Origin of the sequence: Mucilaginibacter jinjuensis, from assembly GCF_028596025.1 — a bacterium.
Classification (GTDB): Bacteria; Bacteroidota; Bacteroidia; order Sphingobacteriales; family Sphingobacteriaceae; genus Mucilaginibacter; species Mucilaginibacter jinjuensis.
This window is the reverse complement of record NZ_CP117167.1, coordinates 1692588-1716118: the sequence shown is the minus strand read 5'-3', so window position 1 is coordinate 1716118 and position 23531 is coordinate 1692588. Positions and strand designations below refer to the sequence as shown.

The following is a 23531-nucleotide window of genomic DNA, read 5'->3' as shown; positions in this document are numbered from 1 at the left end:
ACGTTTCATTAATTATAAATATTTCAATTAAAAAAGCCATTAGTTATAAATACTAAACAGCTATGATTACTGCGTTATAATATTTACAAGATATTAATTTTTTGATAAGCAAATAGCATATTCGTTGATATAGTCGGCAATTAGCTTTTCAGCTGCAAAATTGTTTTCTATAATCAAATTGCCGGTTTGCCGTATTTGCAATCGTTTTGCTTTATTGTTTATGGCATTACTCAATTGTGCAACTACATTATTAACATCTAACGTTGTTACCCACCCCATATCTTTGGCTTTCACAAAATCAGACAGTGCCACATTTTCAGATACTAGTACCGGTGTGCCCACATGAAGAGATTCTATAACTACGTTCGCAAAATTTTCGTTAAATGAGATCAGCGTAAATAAATCAGCATGTATCAATTCAATAAATTTTTCTTCCCTGCTTTTCCACCCCAGCCATTCAACCTTGGAAGATATATTAAGTCTTTTAGCTAAACTTTTCAGTTCATCAATATAACTTTCTTCACCCGAGCCTGCGATTTTAAGTTTTACCGGATCCTTTAGCTGACTGATAGCGTCAAACAAAATTTCCAATCCTTTTTTAGGATGGATACGGGACATAAAAATCAATGTGAATACATCATTTTTATATTCATTTACCGGTACGGGTGGTAGAGAAAGTATGTTAGGAAGCATAAATCCTTTCCAACCGGGTATCAAGTCTATGCATTCCTTATATTCGGCATCAGATGTGGCGTGAAAGATCGCCTTGCTCAAAATAAACTTTCCAGCGACTTTATGAATAATTTTTTTTGCTTTACTTTTTCCAGAATTAATGATGTAATTGCTTAACATACCCCGAGGTGAAACTATAAGCTTTACGTTCTTGTGATAACAAATATAAGCCGCTACTATAACCAAAGGACTCCACCATGATTGAATATGAACAATATCATATTGTTTAACTGTACGGGCTAAATGCTGCCATAGTGCTGGTGAAATATGCGTATGATCTTTGGTAATACGTTTAAAGTAAGTCACCTTAACGCCATCGACACCTATTTTTTTGCCTAAGGTTACATCCAATTCGGTTTTTCCGTTTGCTGCGGTAGTGTATACTTCAACCTCGTGTCCCGCTTTAACAATCCCTTCGCAAAGTTTTGCTACAGATTCAATTGGTCCGCCGTAAACATAAGCGGGCTTGTAAGAAGGAACTATAAAAAGAATTTTCATGATTAACGGAGATTGATAATATTGATAATAGCTTATTTTTAGCCTCTGCCAAGAACATCTTGATAAATACCTTCGATTTGGCGAATAGCGATTTTCATATCAAATTGCTTTACATGTTCCAACCCCGCATCTATCGCATTTTCTCGGCCTGCTTCATTAAGTGATATTACATCGCTTAATATAGAAGAAGCATCCTCGGCCCATGCACCCGAATTAGTCAAAGGTCGCCTTGAAATATAAAATGCAGCGTCGCCACCCACCTCATTCATTGGCCCCTCGCTGGTTGTAATAGTGGGTATACCCGATGCCATGGCTTCTGCAATGGGCCAGCCGAAACCCTCTGCCAATGAGGGAAATAAAAACACCGATGCTCCAATATAAGCCTGCTTTACAAAACTGTCATCTTTGCCTGTTAACAAATAGATATCTTCAGAATAAGGAGATGCATTATAACACTCTTTTAATTTACCATTAGCGGGTGCGCCTATCATAACGAGTGGTAAATTGTTATTGCTATTTTTACGCCAGGCATCGTATATTTCTATAACACCGATCCGATTTTTATACCATTGGTTACCTCCAACGTGCAGCAAATAGCCATTGGTGAGGGTTACTCCTATTTCATTTCCAATTACTGCGCGCGCCTCAGATATATTTGCGGGTTTAAAAAAAGTATTTAAACCATTATAAACAACCTCTGAAACCGCGGGCACAAACCCTAAGAAACGATGTAAATCCTCCTGTGTTTTCCTGGAAACTGAAATAAAGTTCTTACCCGCTTTATAACCTTGTTTAATGTAAGACTGGTACTTTTTACCTGTGTAACTTGTCGGATTTTCCGCTATCTCACCCTGTGCAGACCGCTGCGCCAAAAAGTCGTGACAATGAATTACGTGAGGCCTGTTTGCAGCCAATGGCACCCATGGGCCTAAAGCATGATCAGTAAAAACGAACAAAGTATCAGCGTCATAATTTTTAATGGTCTTTTTCATCCAAGCCGGAAAGATGATATATTGATCGATATAACCCGCCCATTTTTTTAGAGAACTAGGTAAGGGCAAATCATAAACCTTGGGTTGGGGTGCCCAGACCTCTACCTTATGGCCAGCCTGCGTCATCCCATCTACTAACATTTTGGCAAACCGAGGCATACTTTGCGAGCCGAGAAAAGTTGGGTGTGTAAGGAAAACGATGTGCATACCTATATTCTACTTATTGATTCTTTATGAACCATATTTAACCTTAGAATTTTCTTAAAAACACAGCAGGTCAGCTTCAAATGACTTAACAAGTACATCAGAAAAAGATGCTATACGAAACAAACAACCCTATCAGTATCCATATCGTTTCCTATCACGCTGTCCTGGTTTTTAATGTAACTCGGTATCATGGTTAGCCTAACTTGTTTGTTCCACCTGCTTTTTTGTATTAAGCGATGCCATGGTAAGTCCTGCGATTAACACCCCGAATCCCAATGCGGTTGGTTGCGCCCATTGGCCTTGTGGAACAACTAACAAGGCAAAGCTTAACAATAGCCATGGTAATAAATCTCCGGTCTTCAATCGTGAAAAACCTTGAAAGAAATATTGTACACAAAGGCCAAGTCTTGTAAAAATGGCGATAAGTCCTAATCCGAATCCGAGCTCACCCATTATCCTGGTAAATTCATCTTCGATGTCAAATAATGCCTTAGTTACTCCTAATATCTTAAATCCGACCTGCGTACCTGAACCAAACCCATATCCCCAAAAAGGCAGCGCCCCGGCCCCGGTAAATGCTTCAATCATGTGCCCAAAATACCGATTTCCAACAACTCCATTTAAACCACCTTCAACCTCATTAGCACCTTCGAAGCGAGCCGTAAACGCCTCTGTAGCAGTTTGAAAGAAATCAAAATTATTAAGAATTACCAGAGAGATTAAAACTACAGCTACCGACCCTACAATTTTTCCGATAAATTGTGGTTTACTGGATAACGCAAGAACAGTAAACGCAAATGTTACAACAACCTCGAACAGCAATGTCCGACTAATTGAAAGTGGTATTGAAATCATCAACGCTATTGTAGCCCCAATTAATACCACCCTATTAATTGTTTTAGGATATATCCAAAACCAAAAAACGAAAGGCGCAAGAAAACCAAAAAATGAGCTTGTTCCATTTGTAAAGGAAAAAGTGGCGGGGGGCCTAAAAAAACCTAAAGCACCTGAAAATCCTCCGCCCGATTCATCTCCACCAACACCGCGATTAATCCAAGCTGTTTGTGGGCTGTAAAACTGAGCCGCAATTAATATAGCCATAGGTATAGAAATAAACATCACAACTCTGGCCATTTTTAAAATATCGTCTCTGGTAAATACGGATCCAATAACAAATATTAAAGGATAATGCATCAACCAAATTCGGGCACCGTATAACGCTACCCAGGCATTCCCATGTCCAAAAAGTATAGCCGTAAAAATCCCAATTGTTCCAACAGAAACCGATATAAATAGGAATGGACTAAATGGAACAAGTTTATTGCGCCATGCGGTAATAATTAACCAAAGAACGATAGGTTCCCTTACTAACAACAAAGGTGTAGCCAAACCTGGTAAGACCCATTTACGCAAAGCCCCCTCGAATATTAATAAGTAAAAATACACCCAAATAAATTGCTTTACCTTTTTTACGGTCCCTGTATCTGTAGAAATTTTATTTTGACGAATATTAAGTTGCATGCCTTAAATTTGAAGCCCAATTGATTTGTTAATACCGAATTAATTGAATTATTCGCTGTTTTCTTATAGCTATAACCATTTCACAATTTGTTCAGACAATACCTATGGACAGTATATTTTCGACTGATACACTGAGCAAAGTAAACAAAACTATATTTACTGTACCTATAATTATTTAGTCAATAAACTAAGATTTTCGGCAATGATTGCATAACTGTACTTATTAATGACATCCTTGGAGCTTAACGTCCGAGTAAGTTTGTTTTCATACAATACGTCATCAAGTCGTCTCGCTAATTCTTCCTCATCCCCGGTTTTAAATTTATAGCCATTTATACTGTCTTTAACCAAATCGCTCGAACTACCAGTCAAATCAGATAAAATAATAGGCATATTAAAATTCATTGCTTCATTAACAGAAAGGCCCCATGTTTCACCCACTCCCGAGCACATTACAAATACGTCCGCAATGGCATAATATTCTGAAATTTGTGATTGATTTACAAATCCGGTTAAAATTACATTCTTTAAGTCGTAATCCGTTACGAACTGCTCTAACTTTCCACGTAACTGGCCTTCGCCAACCATTATCAGCCAACAATCCTTTTTAGCAATATTTTTAAATGCCTTTAAAAGATCCATCGGTCTTTTTTTATCGATATATTTTCCCGAATATAAAATAACCTTATCATCAGCACCTATACCCATTTTTTTCCTGATGTCCACTACCGAGCCCCTTAAACGTGTAAACTCGCTCGCAAAACGATCATTGTCTACAGCGTACGGGCAATAAATCAATTTGGAATCATCAATATTATAACTTTTATAGAAAAGCCTGTTTTGCTCACCTATATACAGGAAAACGTCAGCTCTCGGGAACAGAATATTTTTAAGAAAAAAATATTTTAGTTTTTGCTTCCAATTTGCTTTACCTCGTTCATGACTGTATGGAGTTTCATTACGTAAACAAACTGTATGCCCCCTTAATCCGGCAAGCAATAATATCAAAAGATGTGTTGCATAGTGGTATCCATGAACAATAACTACAGACTTAGGCGCTTTAAAAATAGCTTTAACCATTTCGAAGCTTAGCAATCCAAAAAAACCATTAAAATGAGACGGCTTCCATGAGTTATTTTTAAAAAATCGATATTCATACCCTTCTAACAAAGGAACATCCCATTTAATTTCAACACCGAATTGTTTGTCTAACCCACCTTTTATCGATTCATCAGAACCATACCAAGCAGCAGTTTTAACACCATGCTGATTCAGGTATTTGTATAAAGGGGCAAAATACTGAATCGGGTGTGAGTTAATAAATATTACGTCTTTCATATCCAAGTATAATACACATCAGGGATTATAATTATATTAAACTAACCGCTTCTGCAATACTTTCAGAGTATACACTCCAAGGTCTTTGACGGGCGGTTTCCATGGCTTTGAAACCCACTTCTGCAATAGATTTCCGGTCGTCCAATAGCTTTTCAATCCCATCTTGAAGAGCCCTGGTTGACCCTGCTTGAATTAACCATCCGTTGTTCCCGTCTTTGATGAAATCTAACCCTATAGTCCGGTCTGTTGTAATTACAGGAGTACCTTGTGACATAGCTTCAGTAATTACTAAGCCAAAACCTTCAAATAAAGAAGGGAATACGAGTACATCGTGTTTTCTCATTAATTCCAATACCCCCTCATGTGACATACTTGAAATCCATCTGTGTTTACTTAACGCTAAATTTAACGGGGCACAATCTTCATGTTTTTTACTCCCTACAATTGTTAATTCAACCGCTTTTCCAATATTATCAACAGCTGCAAATAAATCGGCTATACCCTTTCGCTGGGAAAGGCTACCTACAAAAAGTATTTTCAATGGGCCGTTAATAGAATTACTGTATTCACGTTCCCGGCTTACTTGTGGAAAACCATAAGGAATAACCTCATACGAAGGCAGTTTCCCAGGATAATCTTTAAGTGTTTTTGCAGTAAAGGTACTTGCGACAAATATTTTATCGGCTAAAGCTATTTCCTCTTCTTTACGCTCCAACTTTTCTTCCGACTCATTCAATCCTCCTAATGTTGATACCCAGTCAGGCCACCGGTCCTTTTCTCCTTCAAGTAACCTGATTGAGCTTCGCCAATACCCTATTGGCAAATCATACAGTTTTCTCATTCCCAATTGTTCGGCTCTTCTAAACGTAAACAAGACCGTGTCTTCATATCCGTATACAGCATTTGCTCCATTCTTAACGGACCGGGTTAATTGTGAGGCAACATGAGCATCAAAATTCTTGACAACGCTATGTATATTAAAAAGTGATTTTGGAGGTTGAGTAAGTGACTTAATACCCGCTTTTAAAGAGATTATTCGTCCTAATTCAAACCAGGGCCACATTTTCGTACAGCTTTCTAATATAGGGTCGTGTAAACGCCTACGGATTTCTGACAACATACGTACAGAGCCCATAGAGTATAATAAACTATCAGGGAAAGCAGCCAGGCTTACATGGTATTCAGATAATATGCCACGTTTAGCAAAGCCATAAGCTGCATTTTTTACGTTAGCATTACCTGTAAGGTGTGATAGCACTAATTTCATTAAACTTACTAATTAAAACAATCGAATAATTAGCTGTTGCTTTTGAACATATCTAAAGCAAAGACGCGATCAAAGAAGAATCCCCAGTATTTTCTTTGTTTTTCCAATCCAATACCAATTATAACAGCCACAAAAAAAACGGTAATTATTGCATGAGTCATTTGCTCAGGGTTATTTATTTTAAAACCGAATATCCCTCGCCAAAACACTAGAAGTGGGTAATGTAAAATATAAATGGGAAAAGTAAGATCTGCTAATTGTCTGAAAACCTTAGCGGTAATATTATTAGATTGAATTTTGCTACCGCTTGGCAATAACCAAAGCGTTAAAGCGATAAAAAGGCCAATTACCCAGTCTGTCAAAAACTGACTAGCATAAAACAAGAAGTGCAATCGATTCATGCCAGGATAAGGCGGTAAAATCATGATGATTCCAATTGTAAGTCCGGCCAAAATAAAAACCAAAATCCAATTAACTCTTTTGTCTATCTGTAAGCCTTTAATAGTAAAAGCGAAATAACCCATTAACCATATTGGCATCATCAGAAGTATTTTAGCACCTGCAATCAGACAAACAATTATAGGTAACACGTACGCCTTAATGCCTTTTGCTTTAAAAAACCAAAAGCCAAAAATTGCATAATACCAAAATTCAAAACTAAGAGACCAAATCGGTATGTTTATAGGAGGTGCAGAAGAAAAGAACCATATTTCGTTACAGAAAATTGCAGACAAAAGATATCTAACAACAGAATTACCTCTTGAATATGACATTAATAAGCTATAATCTACTTGCCTCAGTATTAATGAGATAATAGCAGTAATAATTAATGCAGGAATTAGCATGGAACAAAGGCGACTAAGCCTTGCTTTAGCGTATTGAATCGGCCCTCTATTATTAGTATTAGTTGTGTATGCAATAACATACCCCGACAGAACAAAAAATGCAATTACCGCCGCATGCGACGGTTCTCCCGGCAAATTTGGGGCTTGCTTCTGGGCTGGGAACCATTGATCCTTTGCATGTATGTATAAAACTATTAGTGCCGCTGATAATCGAAGGCAGTCTAAAAATATGCTGGATCCCCCTGAAATAGTTTTTAAATTACTTTTATCCATTATGGTTGTGCAATGGTCATGCGCTCTTACTTAACAGTATCAATGCCATCTATTTTCAAACTTTCACGCATTACGTTCAAATTATTTTCTCCGAAATATTGATTCCTGGCGACCGCCCATTGTTCACGAGTTACTGATAATTTTAAAAGGTCTTCTAACACTTTAAAACCATCTTGTTGGTCTTTAGAATTCCAAAATAGCCCTGTTTGGGTTACAGACAAAAATTTGTCCAAAGTACAATTACCTGGGCCATGCCCTAATATAGGCCTTCCAGACTGAACATAGCTGGTTAACTTGGTAGGCAAGCTTGTTTCGCCAAACAGTTTCAATGAACTCTGGAAAGGATACATTGAGTATACAAATTCGCATTCAGCTAATTTGGGTATCACCTGCTCTTCAGGAAGTGTCTTATGAAAAACCACATTATTCCGTACCTCAGCCGGCAGGTCCTCGTTTTTCAATGAGCATCCCCACATTTGCACTTTAACTGTCTTACCATTTAACGAGAAGAAGGTTGACACCAATTTCAAAAAACTGAAGAAGTCTCTATTGCTATACAATGATCCTATATGTCCAATTTTAATCTCATTCCCTGGATTTTCATCTTTTGCTGCGTCAAGCAAAAGGTCCATCGATATGTATCTGTGGCAAACCTTTCCTTCAACACCCGACAATCTTTTGTAGTAATCTCTCATTCCTATGCTGATTACATCGAGTGAATTGACATTTTGTAGTGCTTTTGTCGTAAGACTATTTGCCAAATTACTAAACAATCTGTATCGATATGACCTAGCGCACAAAGCACCGGCCCAATCATCATGAACTGTCATGTGCACCGGGCGCGTGGATTGTCGTCTTTTTAACTCGAGGGCCACTCTCAATCCTTCATTATGAGAAACAACCCAATAACTATCGCAATCAACCTCTAATAAAATATCTACGATCTTATTAATTTTGTCAACAGGTGCATCAGATAGCATACGCCAAGTCTCCCACACATCATTTAATATCTTCCCCCCCATAACACCAGGGCCAATATATCCTTCCTCGTAATTTTTATCTACCGATCTGTTTGTATATTTCCAAGTTATTGAAATATCAGGGAGGTTTTCAATTAAACTCCTTAGGATTGTTGAACCACCGCCGATTGACGGGGCATGAGCAGTAAAAAGGCAAACCTTATTTAATTTCACTGTATATATAATATAAGCTTGTTACTATCTATCTTTCCAGGCTTCTACAATCTGACTGATCGTAGATTCTAAAGACTGAGTAATATCCCATTGAGGATAATGGTCTTTCATTTTACGAAGATCTGAATAATAACAAATGTGATCACCGATCCTGTTCTCTTCAACATAAGAGAAAATTTGAGCCTTTCCAGTGAATCCTTCAGTTATTTTAAAAGCTTCAAGTATAGATACGCTGTTATTTTTACCACCGCCAATATTGTAAACCTCACCAACACGTGGACTATCAACAAAAGCAGCCATAAACAGTGCCACATCAAGAGAATGGATATTATCTCTCACCTGTTTTCCTTTATAACCGAAAACCTTATACTCTATTCCTTCTAAATTACATTTAACCAAGTAAGAAAGGAAACCATGCAACTCTACACCGGAGTGTTTAGGGCCGGTTAAACATCCGCCACGTAAACAGCAGGTTGGCATATTAAAGTACCGACCGTATTCTTGCACCATGACATCAGCCGCGACCTTTGATGCACCAAATAAAGAGTGCTTTGACTGGTCAATAGAAAAACTTTCACTAATGCCATTATCATAATTGCTATCAGCATAATCCCACCGGGTTTCCAACTCTTTTAATTCGATCCTGTTAGGAGCATCACCGTACACTTTATTGGTTGACATGTGAATAAACGGCGATTCAGGACATGCCTGACGCGCGGCTTCCAGCATATTAAGTGTACCGACAGCGTTCGTGTCAAAATCGTCAAACGGAATTGCCGCCGCACGGTCATGCGATGGCTGGGCAGCAGCATGAACTATTACGGAAGGTTTTACAGTTTTTAATAATTCAAGAACCGCCTTACGATCCCTGATATCTATTTCATGATGTGTATAATTTGTAATTTCTTGTTGCAAACGTTTTTGATTCCATCTTGTATCACCATTAGGCCCAAAAAACACCGCTCTCTGGTTATTATCAACTCCGTGAACATCGTATCCCAGAGTTTTGGAAAAAAACATACAAACTTCAGAGCCTATCAAGCCCGATGATCCAGTGACCAATAATATGGGTTTCTTCATTATTACTTTTATTAAGGTTGAAAATATCTCAATACGATTATTAATATTTCAAATAAATTAACATTTTATATAATTAATCATCACAAAAACCAAATATAATTAAAAAAAAACCATTATAAATTAATATAAGATGAATTTTTATTTTTAAAATTTATGATAAATCAAAGCGATGTTACCGCAACTTGCTCAAGTTCTATTTATGATTTAAATCGTGCTTATTTAAGCCTAAAAATGCGCCCCGCATCGAGTACTTAAAATTTTGGAATGGTAGAAGTAACACACGTGGCCCGGCTTTATTGATTAGAAGAAACGCTCTAATGATTCCAGGTTCCTTGCGTGTGCCAATCAACAGCGTTCGAAACAGGTGAAAAATTAACTGATAAGCAGGCCTGAATTTAGCCATAACGAGAGCCTGGTTAAAAGTCCGGTTCTTAGTAGTTTCTGTGAATATATCATTCCGGTCGTCAGCCCCAACTCTTTGAGCCACAAAATGCAACAAATAGTTCTCATTGTCATATACAACTTTATATCCTGCTAATTTGACCCTTTGACAAATTTCAATTTCGGTGCAAATCTCTGCCCCTTTTGATTCAAGCCTACTATCAATTCCTTGGTAACCCAAAGCCTTTTTTCGAAAAGATAAGTTTACCCCTTTCAAAACGTCTACTTCAACAGGTGAGGTAAGGCAACCGCAATGGTGGTTCCCAACAAGTTTTCCATTCCATCGAAAGGTGCCGACGATAGCCGCCGGAGCTGGATCCATTAAGCCATCGACATCCAATTGTATCCTGTCCCTGCCTCCATAGGCACCAAGTAATTCATCATTTTTGTATGCAATATTGATTTTTTTAGCCCAATCTGCCGGTAACCAAACGTCGTCATCTAATAAGCAGATAACATCACCTTTAGCTTGAGCTATTCCTAAATTTAACGAATGGACCAAGCTGGGTTTTGTTGCAGACAGGGCTACTATCGAAGGCACTTTAATCTGACAGTCATCAACAATTTGTTTTGTAGGCAAATCGTTAGGCCCTATTACTATAATTATCTCATCCGGCTTTAATTCCTGTTTCGATAATGACTCAAGTAGTCGTTCCAGATCTTTCGCCCTACCATAAGTAGGAATTACAACACTTAAATTCATATAGTTAAGACTATTTCTTAAATATTTTCACAAATGTATAAGTTACTATTGCCAAAACCTGAAAGGCCGTAGTTATAATATTCAAAAGAAGTATACCATTTAATGAAGACACATCCAGTAAAAAAGCACAAGCAGCAGTTACAACCACGCTCATGGCTATATATATTATTGGATTAATTGCCCACCCTCTTACTGTACATAGAGAGAATGAGACCCCATACATAATACCGAGACAGGCAGCTATCGTAGATAACACTAATGCCGTATGCAAGTTCGAATACTTTGGCCCGATAATCCATAACAGCTGCGGGGAAAATAGATAAACTACAGCCACCACGAAGATACATATTAATATTAAGCCGAATTGCACCTGTAAATATCTGATCAAAAGATTTTTACCGTTGGCCAAGCGGGCAAATCGGGGATAAATTAAAGTAGAAAATAATATGCTTAATAAACTCAAAACGGTTGTTAAGCGGCTCAAAGCTCCTACGTCAGCTATGGAGCTTGTAGTCCCAAAAATAGAAATAAGCCAAATGGTGATCTGGCCAGATGCGCAATAGTATATGGATTCAGGTAGTAACCTTTTTACGCCAGACAAAATCCTTTTGCGGACTTTTAAATCAACTTTTTGATTCCAATTGACATGCTTTGTTGAAATCTTTCTTAATTTATAATTGCCCCAAGTTCTGGGAATGCTCGCTGCCAGAATTGCGATAGCTGTCCATGGAAATAAAAATATTGACAGGATTAATAATAACCTCAATAAATTAACCGACACCTGATTTTTCTGCAGGGGTAATATGTCTTGATGCAGTTTAAGACTGATTTCTAACAATGAATCAGATAATGCCGCTAAAAAAGCCGGTATGAGGCAGGCCACGATGATTATTGCCTTCAATACACCCGCTCCATGATGCAGCAACAAATAGAAAAGTATCGGCAAGGCAACAAGTAAACTCCCTATGGCAAATTTCCGTCTCAGATCTAAACCGGTAACCATTACTGCCCCAAGTCTGTCTTTATCTTGCCATACTTCTCCCCCCTGCGACATAACTCCGGCGCTAATTCCACCGTCAGCCAGAACCGTCATGGTGCCTAACATTGTATTAACTAATGTGTATAGCGCATATTCGCTTGTCGGAAGCATCCTTATAATTAAGATCCCACTCACCAGGCCTATTCCCTGAACTATAATTTGGGTAGATCCGGTAAGCGTAATAAGTTTAACCCAACTAAGTAGCTTAGAGTGCTTGCTGCTTTCTATAGACTTTACCATATGCGCTAGTTCCTATTTTTCAACCAGCTGAACCAATTTTTCTTTAAATCATTATTTTCTACGTAATAGCCGTAACCGTAGCTGTCGCCGTAGCCGTAGCCGTAACCATAGCCATAGCCGTTCTTATCAGTATTTATGGAATTAAAAACGATATTTAGATTTTTAAAGAATCCTTTCTTACGGAATTCTTCTAATAAATTAACGCTGTCTTTATGAGTATAACTATGCCTGATAACAAATAACGTAGCATCTGCATGCTTACTTAGTATTTGAGCATCTGTGAGAAGGCCTATCGGAGGTGCATCCATCAAAACATAATCAAACTCTTCGTTAAGTTTGTCTAATAAGCTTTCGATTCGCCCATTGAGTAATAATTCTGCCGGATTCGGAGGTATTGCGCCACTACTTATGATAGACAAGTTCGGTTGTTCCGGGTATATCTTTATAATATCTTTTAGCTCATCCCTACCAATAAGGTATCCGGACAGGCCTTTATCATTTTCAAGTCCCAACGAGACATGGAATCTAGGTTTTCTTAAATCTAATTCTAAAACAACAACTTTCTTACCTGTACTCGCTAAACTAGCGCCCAGGTTTAGACACACAAAAGACTTACCCTCTCCACTTATGCTTGAGGTGAAAAGTAAATTTCTACGTTTGACTCCAGGAAGTATAAAATCCAGATTTGTTCTAAGTGCCCGTATCTGTTCTGATATCATTGACCGCGGTTGGTTGATCACAACCATGGTATTGGGCTCTTTGGAATACCCTAGCTGGGCGATAATAGGGATGCGCGTTACACCTTCAATATCTTGTCTTCTTCTAACTGTAGAGTTTAGGGAGTCTTTAAGATAAATTATAAAAAATGGAATTAATAAGCCTATAAAGAAGAATGTTATATAGATAATATTCTTTGCCGGCTTAAAAAACATACCCGAACTTTTAGCTTTGTCGATAGTTTTGCTATCTGACACCGTGGAGGCTAAAGATATTTGAGTTTCCTCCCGCTTCTGAAGTAAAAATGTAAAAAGGTTGTTTTTTATATCCCTATCCCGCATTACATCAATAAGCCCCTTTTCCTTCGAAGGTACGCCTTTAATTAAGCTATTGTAACTTGCATTCTTATTCTGCAACTGTCTTTTACTATCGATTAACCCTGAGTTAACATTGACAACAGTCTTTAAGATTGTGCTTTTAAGGGATTGAATCTGATCATTGATAGAGTTTACAATCGGATTCGTTTCAGGGATTGTTCTTAATCTGCCTTCTTTTTCTGTTAATGCCTGGGCTAATTGTGTTACCAACCCTAACAGGGTTGGGTCGTCAACACCGAGCATTGAAGGAAGTTTAGACAAATCATTAGTTCCACTTTTTAAATACGACTCCAAATTTTTTAAGGCGCCAATCTCGAGGTCTATTTTTGTAATTTGAGCATCATTGGTTTGCACATTAGCTAGAAATATCGAAGATTGAGAACTTATATCAACAATATTATTACTTGATTTATAATTGGCAACATTTTTCTCTACACTATTAAGCTCCGAAGCAACAACCGACAATCGGCTCTCTATGAAATTAAGTGTGTTGGATGTGGTCTTGTTTTTATCATCGATTGACATCTGATTATACTCATCAACCAATCTTGTAAGAATATCTTTTCCTCTTTCAGGTATCTCATCTTCCATCGAAATAAACAAAACGGTAGCTAACTTACTCGCTGGGGTGATGACTAGTTTACTAATATAATTTTGGGCGGTTCCTTCCACTGTCCCAAATATTACATGTATTGGCTGGTAAATCTTTACCGCAACATTGTTGGGGGTTGCAATTATTAATCCTGCAGCTGTTTGCACAGGATGATTAAACGGTATTACTTTCCCATCAAATTCTATCTCTTTAGGATTAATGTATCGAACAATCCATTTTTTTGTACTGATTTGAGACGACGGGCTAAGAAGTTTTATTTTAAATGGGCAATACTTATTGTATAAAGTATACTTTGTAAAATTATTTTCAATTACATAAGTATTGCCAAGGTCTAATGCGCTGATGACTTTCTCCATCAGCATATTTGTCTTCAGGATTTGTATTTCATTGTCAATAATTTTATCGCTCGAATTTAGGTTCAGTTGATCTAAGAGATCCTTATCACCGTTACTTTGTTTATCTTTTATTAAGATTGCAATATCGATTTTATATTCAGGCACCTGTAATTTTGCAAAAAGGAAACCAACCGCTATAGCTACAATAATAGATAAGGTAAACCACCGCCAATATTTCAGATATCTGTGCACAACGTCCTTAAAGTTGACCCTTGAATCAATTTTATCGTTAAAAAACTCTTCAGAAATTTCTGAGGATGTATTCATTTAATTATTAATTATTTGATTAGAACAATGATTACTGATAATGCAGCTATAACAAGAGGAAGTATCCGCAATGTAATATCCGATTGAGCTACTTTACTCTTACCAGCTTTAACATATATGATATCGTTTGCGTGTAAGTAATAATACTTTGAAGAAAAAACATCTCTGGTGGTAAAATCAATTTCTCCAAATTCTTTTTTTCCATCTACATCTCTTATAATTTGGATGTCATTACGTTTGGCAAATGTGGTCAGGTCGCCTGCCATTGTTATCGCCTCTGGTAACGTAGTGCTCTCATTTGGTATCACATATACTCCGGGCTTGTTCACTTCTCCAAGTACCGATACCCTATAATTTAAAAATCGTACACTAACAGTAGGATCTTTCAAATAAACGGCTACGCGTTTTTTGATAACATTCTGAGCATCAACAATTGTGAGACCTCTTACAGGCACCTCACCCAATATAGGTAAGGTAATATTACCATTAACATCTACCAGAAATCCTGGAGAGGCAGTCTGACTTAAACCGGGTGATCCGGTCCCTGAACTCGAGCTCTCTGACGATGTTGTACTCGCGGAATAGGGATTAAAAAAGCTACTCGCTTCTATGCTTAATGAGTTTATATAAATGGATAGTATGTCACCTTCAGCAATTTTAGGTACATACATTTGAGCCACAGAGATTGTGTCCTTCCCTCCTTGAGCACCCTTTTGAAAATATGTTATCTTTTTCTCATTAAAACAAGATGAGATCGTTATTGCGACCAGAATTAAATATCCAGCAATCTTAGAGCTTTTTAATATATGCATTCGCGAAAATTTCTATTAACTTATGGCTATTAAAATTATAAATGAAGGTAAAAATGTATTTCTATTCTACGGTATAAACTTGGTAGAATATTACCATAAAAAAAAGCGTGTTTATGCCTGGCCGATTGTGCCTCCGAAATTCATTGAAAAACCTTTGTTTTCTTCTTGCGTTTTAATACGACCGTTTACCGCTTCAAATTTTTCGATATTTTCTTGCAAAGCTGCCAAAAAACGCTTGGCATGTTCAGGAGTAAGAATAATTCTGGACTTTACTTTTGCCTTTGGCACACCTGGTACAACCCGGATGAAATCAAGAACGAATTCTGCATTCGAATGTGTAATAATAGCTAAATTAGAGTATATCCCCTCAGCTATTTCTTCTGAAAGTTCAATATTTAATTGTGAATCGTTTAGTTCTTCCATAAATAGATAAACTGTATTGCAATAAGCATGTTTTGACAAATTTATTAATTTAAGTGAATATATTTTATAATTTCATTTAAAAATAGCTTTTTAGCAATGAAGATCACAAAATCGCATTCAAGATTTTAAAAAGTGCGCCCAAAGGTATAAAAAGCAATATTTCCAACATTAAAGCTTACATCTTAAAAAATTTTTATTTATTATTACATTTTATTTGCATTCCGTCATCTACATTATTAAAAACTTAACAATAAATTAATGCCTGTGAAAAAGTATTTACCTTTAGTTATCACTATCGCGTTAAGCGTTTTCCTTAATAAAGCTCAAGCGCAATATTATAACAATACCTATAGGGAGGACAGTTGGCACGTAACCATCGGACCAGATATTATGGGTGTAATAAATCCCACTCAGCAAGTTGATTTTACAAACCCTACTACGGGCAAGGTAGCCCCTAATTATGTAACGTATAGTCGTTTAAGTGCTGGGGGAAGTGTACATGCAGAATATTACCCAAATCCTTTTGTTGGACTTACTATAGGGGTGGGAGCAGATTTTATACCTGGAACAAAAAATGCTAAAAGTTTAGTTTTAGTGCCAATTACGATTGGTGCAAAAGCTTTTTTTTCTCAAACAATGTATTTAGGTGCAGAAGCCGGTTTAGGCTATTCAAGCATTAGTTATAAGGGATCACGTATGACAAAACTTGTGTCCCCAGCCCTTGGCTATAACAATAATGATAATGGCTTGGATATTAGCTTGCGTTACGAGGTTATGCATGGTTCGAATCAGTATTTAAGTATGATTGGTTTACATATTGCTTATTCATTCGATCTATCTCCGAGCTATTAAAAGCTGTTAACAATACTTTTAAAAGGCCTGTAAGCTGTTGCGAGGGCACTGAAAAAGCACCAGTTTTAACAACAGGACTTTAAAGCGGTCAAGTAAAAGCGATTTTTACTTGACCGCTTTTTTTATTGTAATAGATATTTTTCTGTGGATTATTCCGAGTTGACTTAGCTCGAAGGGAATGGAAATGCAAGGTTTGATCTGATGTTACTCTTAAGGGATCAGTTTGATAATCCTTTTGAGGTTGACAGTGAAGATGGCCAATGCTCCCTGCATCTGCATATTTTCGATCCCGTAAGCTATTGCCCGATCATAGCCATGAACATTTTTCAACTCGTTATTTTTAGCTTCGATCTTATATCGATGTTTAGCTTTGTCTTTGAAGTAGTGTGTTTCTTGAAAAGCTTGTTGTTCCTGGTGCATGGTTGATTTTATAGCTACTGCATAGGTTCTGGTTTTAGCTCCCGGCTTGTAACAACCATCTTTTAATGGGCATACCTTGCATTTTTCAATGTCAAAAAAGTAAATGTATGATTGGTTTCTCCCAACGTCTTTTTTTCCTTCTTTGGCTTTTCGTATAGCCAGATGCCCTGCCGGGCATACAAACATACCTGCATCCTTGTTATAATCAAACTTGTCTTCTTCTTTTCGGGTTCCCTGGGAGATCGCTGGCGTAAGTTTGGCCACGATCCTAATGTCTTGTTCAGCTGCTATCTTAAGATTGGTTTTCCCGCAATAGGCCGTGTCACCAATGATCGTTTCAACTTCAATGCCATTGCTTTGGCTGATCTCCAATAGTTTGGGAAGTTCCGGGCCATCGCCTTTTTCGCCCGAAGTGACCACGGCAGCGGTAATAATGCGTTCCTCGGTCATCGCCAAATGGGTCTTGTAACCAAAGAATGAACTATCGGCTGATTTATGACCGATTTTGGCATCCTTATCTTTGGATAATATATAGTGCTCCTGTGTATCTGCTACCGTCTCTTTCAGTAAGTTGAGTTTTTCTTTTACCGCAGGTATCTCGCTTAACGTTTGGTCAGCGTCGATATACTTTTCCAAGGCGCTGCAATAAGCCAGTTCCTGTTCCAATTCGTCTATACTATTCTTTTCAGGCATAGCGCCTTTCATATCCTCATCTATAGTATATACCGCTTTACGGAGCAGTTTTGAGCGCTCCCGTAATACTTCTAATGCTGAATAAGGATTTGATCTTGACAGCGAATGTGTGGCGTCAACGATGATGGATTTAGAGCGGATGATCCCTTTCTCAATCGCTATACTGACCGTTTTATTAATGAGCAAGTTTAAAAGATCGCTATCCTTCAGCCGCAACTTTCTGAACTTTGTCAATGAACTTGGATCGATAACGTCTTCTGCCGGCGACATACCCGAGAAATATTTGAAAGACATATCATAACGCGAACGCTCGACAACATCAACGTCCGATACGGTATAGATCGTTTTTAACAGCAGATATTTGAACATCCGTATGGCGCTCTCCGCCGTCCTGCCATTGTTAGGGCAATACTTGTTCGCCAGTTCATCATAAATGAAACTGAAATCTATCAACTCGTTGATTTTACGAAGGAGGTTATCTTTGGGAACGATCAGGTCATATAAACCCGAAAACGTACTGAACTGTATCTTCTGCTGTTGATTAAGCATCTATAGCGTCTTTCTTTCGACACCTTAAGATACAAAAAACGGGGTAGAAAACCTTGCTTTCTACCCCGTTTGCTTAAAAGACTTTTTCAGTGCCCTCGCTGTTGCTTATAGGCCTTTTTTATGAGCCATTATGGTTCTCACTTCTGGCTAACTAACCAAATTGTACTTATAATCGAGCAGCAGGCACAGATGAACTTATTAATAGTACGGCATTGAAACCTTTTATGGGAGTATAAGTTATTCCCGCGAAAAAACATGATGAACACTACAAGAGCCTTCATATTCCTACAAACGATCCAGGAAAAAAAATATTTAAGATACTATCAGATGCCGTGGTTTATTTGTTATTGGCATAGAAAATTAGTAATTGGGATAATTACGGTGTCGGCCCGGAGAAGAGCTGATGTGCACTTCTAATTGTCAAACGATTTATAGAACTGCCACTGTCAAAAAATTGGGCATGAGCCAAGCATAACTAATACAACCAAAACTATGCTAATACTATCAAGTCGCTTAATCAGTTTTATTACTATAAGAGCTAACGGGGCTATTTTATACATATTAACCGTAATCAAACAGATAAAATCCCCAATTATTATTTATGCTTTTAAAACAAAAAAGGCTCCCCAAAATTCGGGGAGCCTTTTCAATATAATCAGTTTTGATTATGCCTCGACGTCTTCTGTTTTAGAAGCCATCAGGCGATCAAATTCTTCTTGTGAACCTACACGTACGTTATCGTAGATACGCATACCTGTACCTGAAGGGATCAAGTGACCTACGATCACATTCTCTTTCAGACCAAGCATTTTATCACGTTTACCTGCGATAGCTGCTTCGTTCAGTACTTTAGTAGTTTCCTGGAACGATGCTGCCGAGATGAACGATTTGGTACCTAACGATGCACGGGTGATACCTTGTAACAACGGACTTGATGTTGCTGCAATTGCGTCGCGTACTTCAACCAGTTTCAAATCTTTACGTTTCAGTACAGAGTTTTCGTCTCTCAGCTTACGTAATGATACGATCTGACCGGCTTTCAGGGTAGATGAATCACCTGGCTCAACAACAACTTTCTTGTCAAAAATATCGTCGTTTTCCATCATGAAGTCCCAACCGTCAACTGCTTCTTTTTCTAAGAAACGAGTATCTCCCGGATCTTCAATCTGTACTTTCTGCATCATCTGGTGAACGATAACCTCAAAGTGTTTATCGTTGATTTTCACACCTTGTAAGCGGTAAACTTCCTGGATACCGTTAACAAGGTACTCTTGTACAGCAGCAGGGCCTTTAATCGCTAAGATATCGGCAGGTGAGATCGAACCGTCTGACAGTGGCATACCTGCTTTGATAAAGTCATTATCCTGTACCAGGATGTGCTTAGAAAGTGGTACCAGGTATTTTTTAACCTGTCCGTCTTTTGATTCGATAGTGATTTCACGGTTACCACGTTTTACACCGCCTAAGGTTACAACACCATCAATCTCGGTCACAACTGCCGGGTTAGATGGGTTACGAGCCTCAAACAATTCAGTTACGCGTGGTAAACCACCCGTAATATCTCGTGTTTTACCGGTTGAACGAGGAATTTTAGCAATTACCTGTCCGGTTTGTATTTTCTCATTCTCGTCAACCGCAATGTGTGCGCCTACCGGAATGTTGTATCCTTTAATTACGTTACCCATGGTATCAGTAATCTGTATCACAGGGTTTTTAGTTTTATCCCTAGTATCGATAATTACTTTCTCACGGTGACCGGTTTGCTCATCAGATTCTTCACGGAAAGTGATACCCTCTAATACTGCATCAAAGGTTGATTTACCCGCAAATTCTGAGATGATAACCGCGTTGTACGGATCCCATGAACAGATACGGTCGCCTTTGGTAACTTTGCTGCCATCTTTCACATACAGGTATGAACCATAAGGGATGTTATTGGTAACAATTACCTTGTTGCTGCCTTCTTCCAGGATACGGAACTCACCAGAACGGCCTAAAACAACCTGTACAGGTCCGTCTTCAGCTGTTTGGTACTCCACAGTACGTACGTTTTCAAATTCAATGATACCCTCGTAACGAGCATTGATCTGAGACTCTGCCGCGATGTTAGATGCGGTACCACCCACGTGGAATGTACGAAGTGTTAACTGTGTACCCGGCTCACCGATTGACTGTGCTGCAATTACACCCACAGCTTCACCGCTTTGTACACGTTTACCTGATGCCAGGTTACGTCCGTAACAAAGGGCACAAACACCGCGTTTGCTTTCGCAAGCTAATACAGAACGGATTTCGATACCTTCTAAAGGAGAGTTTTCAATCGCTTTACCAATCTCTTCAGTAATGTCCTGACCGGCACCAACTAATAAATCGCCGGTGATAGGGTCATGCACATCGTGCAGAGAGGTACGGCCCAGAATACGATCGTATAATGGCTCAACGATATCCTCGTTATCTTTTAATGCAGTTGTAAATATACCACGTAAAGTTCCGCAATCAGTTTCGCCAACAATCATGTCTTGCGCAACGTCATGTAAACGACGGGTTAAGTAACCAGCATCCGCAGTTTTCAACGCCGTATCCGCCAAACCTTTACGGGCACCGTGGGTAGAGATAAAGTACTCTAATACCGACAGACCTTCTTTAAAGTTTGATAAGATCGGGTTTTCGATGATCTCGCCACCAGAACCTGATTTCTGAGGTTTCGCCATCAAACCACGCATACCTGCAAGCTGACGGATCTGCTCTTTCGAACCACGCGCTCCAGAGTCAAGCATCATATAAACAGAGTTGAAGCCTTGGTTATCTGTCGACAAGATCTCCATTACATTCGCAGTTAAGCGGTTGTTGATACGGGTCCAGATATCGATGATCTGGTTGTAACGCTCGTTGTTGGTAATGAAACCCATGTTATAGTTACCCATAACCTCTTCAACTTCTTTAGTTGCTGATTCGATTAAAGTAACTTTTTGAGCAGGGATGTTAACATCCTGCAGGTTAAATGATAAACCACCACGGAATGCCATTTGGAAACCTAACTCCTTAATATCATCAAGGAACTGGGCTGCGCGTGCCATACCGGTGTTTTTAACAACTTCACCAATAATATCACGAAGCGATTTTTTGGTCAGCAACTCATTGATGTAACCTACTTCTTCTGGTACGTGTTGGTTAAACAATACGCGGCCTACAGTAGTATCAATCAATTTATTAACGATGCTGCCATCGCGTTCTTTTACGTTTGCTTTTACTTTAATAAAGGCATGCAGGTCAATTTCTTTCTCATTGTAAGCGATAATCACCTCTTCAGCAGAGTAGAAAGATAAACCTTGTCCTTTTACAACACGTTGCTCATCAGTTTTGCGGCCTTTAGTAATGTAGTAAAGACCTAAAACCATATCCTGTGATGGTACTGTAATTGGGGTACCGTTGGCAGGGTTTAAGATGTTGTGTGAAGCAAGCATCAGGATTTGGGCTTCCAAAATTGCAGCGTTACCTAGTGGTACGTGAACTGCCATCTGGTCACCGTCAAAATCCGCGTTGAATGCGGTACAGGTTAACGGGTGTAATTGGATCGCTTTACCTTCAACCAATTTAGGTTGGAAAGCCTGGATACCTAACCTGTGCAGCGTAGGCGCACGGTTTAATAACACAGGGTGACCCTTTAATACGTTTTCCAAAATATCCCAAACTAATGGGTCTTTACGGTCAACGATCTTTTTAGCTGATTTTACCGTTTTAACCACACCTCTTTCGATCATCTTACGAATGATAAATGGTTTAAACAGCTCGGCAGCCATATCTTTTGGTAAACCGCATTCGTGCAGTTTCAGGTTAGGACCTACAACAATTACCGAACGTGCAGAGTAATCGACACGTTTACCCAGTAAGTTTTGACGGAAACGACCTTGTTTACCTTTCAGGATATCTGAAAGTGATTTCAAGGCACGGTTACCTTCAGTTTTAACGGCGTTTACTTTACGTGAGTTATCAAATAAAGAGTCAACCGCTTCCTGAAGCATACGTTTTTCGTTACGTAAAATTACTTCCGGTGCTTTGATCTCGATCAAACGTTTTAAACGGTTGTTACGGATAATTACACGACGGTAAAGGTCATTCAAATCCGAGGTAGCGAAACGGCCACCCTCAAGAGGTACTAATGGACGTAACTCTGGCGGGATAACCGGAACGATCTTTACGATCATCCACTCCGGATTGTTATCTATACGTGTACGTGCATCACGGAAAGCTTCAACAACTTGTAAGCGTTTTAAGGCTTCGTTTTTACGTTGCTGAGAAGTTTCATTAGCAGCCTGGTGACGTAAGTCATAAGACTGTTGGTCAAGATCAAGGCGTTTTAATAATTCTTCTAACGCTTCAGCACCCATTTTAGCTACAAACTTTTGTGGGTCCTTGTCGTCAAGGTATTGATTTTCTTTTGGTAATGTATCTAAAACATCCAGGTACTCTTCTTCAGTCAGGAAATCCATTTTAGAGATTCCGTCAACTTCTTTAATACCCGGCTGAATAACTACATAACGCTCATAATAAATAATAAGGTCGAGCTTTTTAGTTGGCAAGCCCAGTAAATAACCGATCTTGTTTGGTAAAGAACGGAAATACCAGATGTGCGCAACAGGAACCACTAAGTTAATGTGGCCCATACGCTCACGACGTACTTTTTTCTCGGTTACTTCAACACCGCAACGGTCGCACACGATACCTTTGTAACGGATACGTTTGTATTTACCGCAATGGCACTCGTAATCTTTAACCGGACCAAAAATACGCTCACAGAACAAACCATCACGCTCAGGTTTATAAGTCCTGTAGTTGATGGTTTCTGGTTTCAAAACTTCACCGCTTGAACGCTCAAGGATAGACTCGGGAGAGGCTAAACTGATGGTTATGCTGGTAAAGTTACTTTTGATTTTATTATCCTTTTTGTAAGACATAGTCTCCCTTTGTTTTAATTTTTTAAATGACTGATTTAGTGAATGAGTGACCTGATCACTACTTGCACGTAGAAGTTAACAAAGGATTG

16 protein-coding genes are annotated in these 23531 nt (G+C 38.5%); 1 reads left to right on the top strand and 15 read right to left on the bottom strand.

Translation table 11 applies throughout. From position 1 onward, the window contains the following. Positions 1-93 precede the first annotated feature (93 nt). The 13 genes from PQO05_RS07825 to PQO05_RS07765 form a co-directional block, all read right to left on the bottom strand. Positions 94-1230, bottom strand: a complete 1137-nt coding sequence (locus PQO05_RS07825; protein WP_273632142.1) for an XrtY-associated glycosyltransferase XYAG1 — start codon at positions 1228-1230, stop codon at positions 94-96. A gap of 38 nt (positions 1231-1268) precedes the next feature. Continuing rightward, a complete protein-coding gene (locus PQO05_RS07820) occupies positions 1269-2429 on the bottom strand; it encodes a glycosyltransferase (RefSeq protein ID WP_273632141.1) in 1161 nt (386 codons plus the stop codon). 198 nt (positions 2430-2627) lie between these two features. Then, complete coding sequence (locus PQO05_RS07815) at positions 2628-3950, bottom strand: hypothetical protein (RefSeq protein WP_273632140.1); 1323 nt, start codon at positions 3948-3950, stop codon at positions 2628-2630. A gap of 171 nt (positions 3951-4121) precedes the next feature. Next, complete coding sequence (locus PQO05_RS07810) at positions 4122-5288, bottom strand: glycosyltransferase family 4 protein (protein ID WP_273632139.1); 1167 nt, start codon at positions 5286-5288, stop codon at positions 4122-4124. 31 nt (positions 5289-5319) lie between these two features. Continuing rightward, a complete protein-coding gene (locus PQO05_RS07805; RefSeq protein ID WP_273632138.1) occupies positions 5320-6555 on the bottom strand; it encodes a glycosyltransferase family 4 protein in 1236 nt (411 codons plus the stop codon). A gap of 29 nt (positions 6556-6584) precedes the next feature. After that, positions 6585-7673, bottom strand: coding sequence for an acyltransferase family protein (locus PQO05_RS07800; protein WP_273632137.1), 1089 nt, complete (start codon positions 7671-7673; stop codon positions 6585-6587). Positions 7674-7699: 26 nt separating this feature from the next. After that, positions 7700-8866 (bottom strand): glycosyltransferase family protein, encoded by a 1167-nt coding sequence (locus PQO05_RS07795; protein ID WP_273632136.1) that lies wholly within the window; start codon positions 8864-8866, stop codon positions 7700-7702. Positions 8867-8890: 24 nt separating this feature from the next. Next, positions 8891-9946 carry an NAD-dependent epimerase/dehydratase family protein gene (locus tag PQO05_RS07790; RefSeq protein WP_273632135.1) on the bottom strand — a complete coding sequence of 352 codons (1056 nt, stop codon included), beginning with the start codon at positions 9944-9946 and terminating at the stop codon, positions 8891-8893. 193 nt (positions 9947-10139) lie between these two features. Further along, entirely contained in the window at positions 10140-11090 is a 951-nt protein-coding gene (locus PQO05_RS07785; RefSeq protein ID WP_273632134.1) for a glycosyltransferase family 2 protein, read from the bottom strand. 10 nt (positions 11091-11100) lie between these two features. After that, complete coding sequence (locus PQO05_RS07780) at positions 11101-12195, bottom strand: MATE family efflux transporter (RefSeq protein WP_273632133.1); 1095 nt, start codon at positions 12193-12195, stop codon at positions 11101-11103. A gap of 179 nt (positions 12196-12374) precedes the next feature. Continuing rightward, the gene (locus tag PQO05_RS07775) at positions 12375-14738 is read right to left on the bottom strand and encodes a GumC family protein (RefSeq protein ID WP_273632132.1); all 2364 of its coding nucleotides are present in this window, start codon (positions 14736-14738) and stop codon (positions 12375-12377) included. An 11-nt stretch (positions 14739-14749) separates the two neighbouring features. Then, positions 14750-15550, bottom strand: coding sequence for a polysaccharide biosynthesis/export family protein (locus PQO05_RS07770; RefSeq protein WP_273632131.1), 801 nt, complete (start codon positions 15548-15550; stop codon positions 14750-14752). Between the two features lie 111 nt (positions 15551-15661). Beyond that, positions 15662-15973 (bottom strand): DUF3467 domain-containing protein, encoded by a 312-nt coding sequence (locus PQO05_RS07765; protein ID WP_273632130.1) that lies wholly within the window; start codon positions 15971-15973, stop codon positions 15662-15664. Positions 15974-16237: 264 nt separating this feature from the next. Between PQO05_RS07765 and PQO05_RS07760 the strand changes: the two genes are divergently transcribed. After that, positions 16238-16825, top strand: coding sequence for a hypothetical protein (locus tag PQO05_RS07760; RefSeq protein ID WP_273632129.1), 588 nt, complete (start codon positions 16238-16240; stop codon positions 16823-16825). Positions 16826-17035: 210 nt separating this feature from the next. Here the strand turns inward: PQO05_RS07760 and PQO05_RS07755 are convergent, their stop codons facing one another. Then, positions 17036-18487 (bottom strand): IS1182 family transposase, encoded by a 1452-nt coding sequence (locus PQO05_RS07755; RefSeq protein ID WP_273632128.1) that lies wholly within the window; start codon positions 18485-18487, stop codon positions 17036-17038. Positions 18488-19152: 665 nt separating this feature from the next. Continuing rightward, positions 19153-23442: a DNA-directed RNA polymerase subunit beta' gene (gene rpoC / locus PQO05_RS07750; RefSeq protein WP_273632127.1), complete on the bottom strand. Its 4290-nt coding sequence runs from the start codon at positions 23440-23442 to the stop codon at positions 19153-19155. Between the last annotated feature and the right edge of the window lie 89 nt (positions 23443-23531).